Consider the following 1,446-nt stretch of genomic DNA (forward strand, 5'->3'; position numbering starts at 1 on the left):
TTCATCCACCACGGGAGGAGAGAACACTTCGTCTTTATAAGTCCAGCCGATCTGCGCTTCACGTGAGGGGATTGCCTCACCCTCAAAGGCGTGAACATAATCTTCTGAGGCTACAATAATGTTGGTTACCACACCATTTTCAACAACTGCATATTCCATAAAAAACTCCTATATAAAAAATCTAAACAATACAGCGCCATTCCCGCCATCACCAGTGTTATAATTTTCTGCATCCTTTCCAGGAAAATAACCTCCTCCACCGCCACCTGCGTCAGCTTGATTACGACCACCTCTGCCACCTTTTCCACCTTTGTCACTTTCACCACCACAGCCGCCACCGCCACCATTACTAGATCCGCCACCGCCACCAGCACCACCAAAAAGAGAGCTTCCACCGTCACAGCTTCCGCCATTTCCACCATTGCCGCCAGAAAAAATAAAGTTTTTAATGCCGGAGTAACCTCCTGTTCCTCCTGCTCCTACTGTTTTGGTAACTCCGCTACCCTGAGAGCCTATACTCCCACCATTTGCTACGAGAACTCCTTCAATAATCGTTGCCCCACCATTACCATTTTTACCACCACGACCAATTTGAATATTTCTTGATTTTCTAAGTTGAGATCCTTTAATTTGAATACGGACACCTTGTCCTCCTCCACCTCCACCGCCACCGTAGTAGGCATACGTGACACGACCGTTATAAGTATTTTTTAACCAACCTCCAGCCCCCCCGCTACCGCCGCCACCCCATGCACATATTTCAATTTCTGTGTTATCCGTCATACCTTCAGGAAACGGGATAGTGCCACTTTCTGTCATGAGGATTTCGACAGGTTTTTTGGTTAATAAAGCTACCAATTTATCTATTTCTGATTTCGTATAAACAAGATCTCCATCAACCCTCAAAGGTCCTTTAAGCAAGCTTCCGCTTGCACTTAGACTGGTAACCACTTTGTTATTATGAGTGAGATTGAGTAATGAATTACCCAACAGTTCTAAACCGCCATTTATAGTGACTTTGCTGGTAAATTTATTATAACTTTGCCATTCATTTGGGCTGGCTAGGCGACCATAACTGGTTAGATCTTGATTAATTTTGGCTCTAAAATCATCAAGCCCCACAATATCTTCGGTTTTATGTTGATGCGCGCCTAACAGTGAGACAGCACTGCCAAAGGTAAAGTTATTGTTGCTTGATTTATAGAGAACATAGTTGTTAGCGGCATCTTTTGCCCCTTCGATATCGCTTAAATCAGCAAAAGTAAAGGTTTTATCCGCTGCCATTTTGCCATTGAGAGCGCTTTCTAGATCTGCGATTTCGTTGATCGTATGCGTGTGCTGTAAAGGCGCCTTTTCGTTTACCTTTTCCTCAACTTCCGCAAGTGCTTGATCAATTTTGGTCAAATTTTCCCGCAAGATTGGGAATTCAGAACTGATAAAACGCCC

General features: G+C 44.1%; 1 protein-coding gene. It reads right to left on the reverse strand.

The window, feature by feature from the left end; genetic code table 11:
- Window positions 1–168 precede the first annotated feature (168 nt).
- Window positions 169–1,446 (reverse strand): Bgr_08870 family protein (locus ACFIM1_RS08885; RefSeq protein ID WP_375694635.1); only part of this gene is annotated, 1,278 nt, incomplete at its 5' end.

The sequence above is a fragment of the Bartonella sp. AC158YNML genome, assembly GCF_042196725.1.
In the GTDB taxonomy this organism is placed as follows: Bacteria; Pseudomonadota; Alphaproteobacteria; order Rhizobiales; family Rhizobiaceae; genus Bartonella.